Origin of the sequence: Ilumatobacter sp. (genome assembly GCF_041688325.1) — a bacterium.
In the GTDB taxonomy this organism is placed as follows: domain Bacteria; phylum Actinomycetota; class Acidimicrobiia; order Acidimicrobiales; family Ilumatobacteraceae; genus Ilumatobacter_A.
Genome location: NZ_JBDNIJ010000380.1, coordinates 1 through 3,979, shown reverse-complemented (window position 1 = coordinate 3,979; position 3,979 = coordinate 1). Strand labels below are relative to the sequence as shown.

Annotated in this window: 5 protein-coding genes; all 5 read left to right on the top strand. The window is 63.8% G+C overall.

Features of this window, described 5'->3' with window-relative positions:
• Positions 1–238 precede the first annotated feature (238 nt).
• Positions 239–1,363 carry a tyrosine-type recombinase/integrase gene (locus ACH2EI_RS19315; RefSeq protein WP_395155117.1) on the top strand — a complete coding sequence of 375 codons (1,125 nt, stop codon included), beginning with the start codon at positions 239–241 and terminating at the stop codon, positions 1,361–1,363.
• 153 nt (positions 1,364–1,516) lie between these two features.
• Positions 1,517–1,981, top strand: coding sequence for a hypothetical protein (locus ACH2EI_RS19310; protein WP_395155116.1), 465 nt, complete (start codon positions 1,517–1,519; stop codon positions 1,979–1,981).
• Positions 1,982–1,991: 10 nt separating this feature from the next.
• Entirely contained in the window at positions 1,992–2,819 is an 828-nt protein-coding gene (locus tag ACH2EI_RS19305; protein WP_395155115.1) for a hypothetical protein, read from the top strand.
• Between the two features lie 80 nt (positions 2,820–2,899).
• A complete protein-coding gene (locus ACH2EI_RS19300; protein WP_395155114.1) occupies positions 2,900–3,703 on the top strand; it encodes a type IV toxin-antitoxin system AbiEi family antitoxin in 804 nt (267 codons plus the stop codon).
• Positions 3,700–3,979 (top strand): nucleotidyl transferase AbiEii/AbiGii toxin family protein (locus tag ACH2EI_RS19295; protein WP_395161203.1); only part of this gene is annotated, 280 nt, incomplete at its 3' end. The genes ACH2EI_RS19300 and ACH2EI_RS19295, both read left to right, overlap by 4 nt.

Genomic DNA, 3,979 nt, shown 5'->3' with positions numbered 1-3,979 from the left:
GCGGGTTCGATTCCCGTCATCCGCTCCAAGTAAACACCCTGTTCAGAAGCGGTTTCTGGCTCCACCGACCGTCAAGACCCATCACGATCTTGGTGCGTTGTGGTGCAATACTCGCTGGGATGTCCTCGGAGTTCGACCCGCAAGCTGTTGCGCTGATTGCTTTCCCCGGCCTGATGTCTTGGTGCGTTTCGGGTGCGATTGCTGCGGATGGCCGGCCGTGAAGCCGAGGACGGGTTCGATGACTGAGCGATCGCCGGGTGTTTGGCGTTTGCAGACAACGTCTGATCCCGACGCTGTAACGGGTGAGACTCGTCGGCTCTCCAGAACGTTTCGTGGTACGAGACCCGAGGCGACGGCGGAACTCCAGCGCTTTGTGGCCGAGAGCGGCGCCGGCTTGCAGGGTGGCAGCTCCGTCACTGTCGCGGTTCTCCTCGAGTCGTTCATGTCGACGGCGACGCTGGCGCCGACGACTCGTCAGGACTGGTCGAGTGTCATCGACCGGTACCTGATCCCCGAACTCGGCGGCGTTCCGCTCTGGAAGCTCACGCCACGGGACTGCGATCAGATGTACCAGCGGCTTCGACTCGGAGGGCTGGGAGCATCGCGGGTTCGCAACGCTCACGTCGTGTTGCACCGGGCCATGGCACAGGCGCTTCGGTGGGGCTGGGTCACCCGCAACCCGGTGTCCGACGCGACGCGTCCCGAAGTCCCGCGCTCGACGGTCACGCCACCGAACCTCGACAACGTTCGGCTGCTCCTTGCGCTCGCCCAGAAGACCGACCCCAAGCTCTCGTGTTGGCTCGATATCGCCACGGGAACCGGCGCGCGACGGGGCGAGATCTGCGCGCTTCGTTGGAGCGACATCGACCTCGAACGCGCCACCGTTCGGATCGAACGATCCGTCGCTGCGACGAAGCAAGCGGGTGTGTACATCACCACGACCAAGACCGACCGCTTTCGTCTCGTGTCGCTCCCGAGCCGAGCGGTCCGCTCACTGAACGTCGTTCGAGACATCGCCCTCGCTGACGCTGTCGAAGTTGGTCGCGATGTGTCGGTCGACGATCTGGTGTTCACGAACGACACCGAAGCGAAAGTCCCGTGGCGGCCTGATCTCGTGTCGCGCCGCTGGGAGCGTCTGCGCAAACGCGCCGGGCTCGACCACGTCAAGCTCCACGGACTCCGCCACTTCGTCGCCACCGAACTCCTCACCGGCGGCATCGACCTACGGACCGTGTCGAACCGGCTCGGCCACGCCCGCACCTCCACGACTCTCGACGTCTACTGGGCATGGGTCCCTGCCCAGGACGAAGCAGCAGCTGCACACCTCGACGCCGTGCTCGACCCACCTGATGAGATGCGCTGAGCCCGACCCGCAGCTCATCGACGTCGACACAGATCTTTGAGTCACATCGCCCGCGCGTCGACCCGACCCGGCGACGCACGACTCGAGCGATCCCGTCGGTCGTACCCATTGCTTGCCTCTGAAGCCATTGAGCGTCAGAAGTACGGTCTTGTCGTGGAACGCGACCTGATCGGATCCTGGCGAATTGTCGAGATGGACGTCTGGGATCTGGACGCGATCGAACTCGTCGGGCCCGCCCTCATGCAGGTGCACTCCGACGGGCACGGCGAGTTCGGCTTCATTGCTGTTCAAGGTCAGCTCGACTGGAAACAAGATCCGGGTTCGACAAGCGAACGAATCGCATTCACGTGGGAAGGCGACGACGAGGGTGACCGAGTCTCCGGTCGAGGGTGGGCCTCGGTGAACGACGCCGACCATCTGATCGGCCACATCTACTTCCACCTCGGCGACGATTCGGGGTTCCGGGCGGTCCGAGAACCGAAAGCCTGGGGGCCGCGGAGCACAACGACGACAAGATTCCGGCCCCGAAGCCGACCCGTCGCACCGAGAGTCCGGCTGTCTCTCATCCCCATCGGAAACGGAGAGTCGACAGACACGACAGCACGGTCATACTTCTGAGGTGCTTCTCATGGCGATCGGCGACAGTCACGGCAACAGCCGATTCGTCCACGCCACCATAGAACGCGCCGCTCGGCTGCGAGACAAGGTCGACCGTGACGTGTTCATCGTGTCGGTCGGTGACTTCGGATTCTGGCCCGGCCTGCGTGGCGAGTCCTTTGTCGGTGGCGTCGACGAACTCGCCCGCCAACACGGCCTCGCTTTCTGGGCGATCGACGGCAACCACGACTATCCCGGTGACGGCCGCTCCAGTCGAGCCGGCTACCGGGCATGGAGCGACCCTGCACCATCCACGGACCAGCCGGGGCTCGTCCATGTTCCCCGCGGCACCCTTGTCCACATTCCGATCGAAACGGGTGCTGGTGTCACCATCGGGCTCTGTGGCGGCGCTGCGTCACCAGATCAAGACCAACGTCAGCCTGGGATGAGTTGGTGGCCCGAGGAGATGATCACCGATCGCGAGGTCGCCCTGATCGAAGACTCCGGGCGCACGGTCGACTTGATGATCGCTCACGACACACCCTGGCGACCGCCCGACTTCGCAACCTCGCTCGCCGTGTCGCCAAGGGTCCGCTCACTCATGGCCGAGAATCAGCTCCGGCTCGCCGAGATCGTCGCCGCTTGGCAACCACGACTGCTCGTTCACGGGCACTTCCACCACAGCTATCGAGCGACCGCACCAGGCCCCAGCGGAACCGCGATTCAGGTGATTGGCATCGACGACGAGAACATCGACACATCAATCGAAACCATCGACCTCGCCACCTTTGCCGACAAGCTGATCCCACCAGAACGCGGTGCCGCCACCGGTGCGACCGATACCTCACTGCCAAGGTGAGGTATCGGAATTCAGTGAAGTATGGAGTGGGTATAGATATCAAACGTGTGCGTAACGCACACCTTTGATATCCTGAAACGGTGGAGACTGCGATCAAGCCCGCCGACCTGTCGGACTGGTTGATCGCGCATGGGCAGCACTTCGCCACCACTGATGAGATCGCCGAGTTGGTTGGTGTCGCTGCCGGGAGTGTCCGCCAGAGCCTGCGCCGTTCCACTGCGGCGAACAAGATCGTCTCGGTCACCAATGGGGCATGGGTCCCGGTGCCCCCGGAGTACCGCGCCGCTGGGGCGCCGCCTCCCGCTCACTTCGTTCACCAACTCATGGGCTTCCTCGGGCATCGGTATTACGTGGGCTTCCTGTCGGCTGCCGCAATACACGGAGCGTCACACCAGGCGGTCATGGTGTTCCAGGTCGCGACTCCAGCTGTGCTGCGCGATCGGACGGTCGGTGCCGGGCAGATGCGGTTCATCCGACGATCCGCTGTGCCCCGCCGTTCAGTGGTTGATCACCTTGTTCCGACCGGGCGGATCAAGGTGTCGACTCCCGCAGTCACCCTGCTCGACCTCGTTGAATCCCCGAGCCAGGGTGCCGGCCTGTCAAACGTCGCGACCGTCATCGCCCAGTTCGTCGAAGACGAGATCATCGACCCCGACGCCCTGGCAAGGGAGGCGGCCAGATACCCAACCGCCGTTGCCCAGCGAGCCGGCCTGCTCGTCGAGTCAATGGCCGACCTGATCGGCGCTTCGATCGACCTGCGAGAACTCGAACGACTGATCCAGGGATCAGCGTCTGTTGCACTAGCTTCGCACCGCCGCGGGGACGGTGACCGCAACAACCGGTGGGGCGTCGTCGTCAACGCCCAGATCGAGCCGGATCTGTGATCTCCGAAGCCGAACTCGCGCACTGGCGAAGCGTCGTGCCGTGGGTCGAGGCAAGCCAGGTCGAGCAGGATTTGGTTCTCTCTCGACTGATTGTCGAGATCGCGCAGCATCCGCTGCTCGGTTCAGAACTCGTCTTTCGAGGCGGCACCTGCTTCCACAAGCTCTGGCTCGACCGACCATGGCGATACAGCGAAGACCTCGACTACGTGCGACGAAGCGCCACCGGAGTCGGCGAGGTCTTCGACGCGCTACGACAAGTCGCGACGGTCGTCGGAT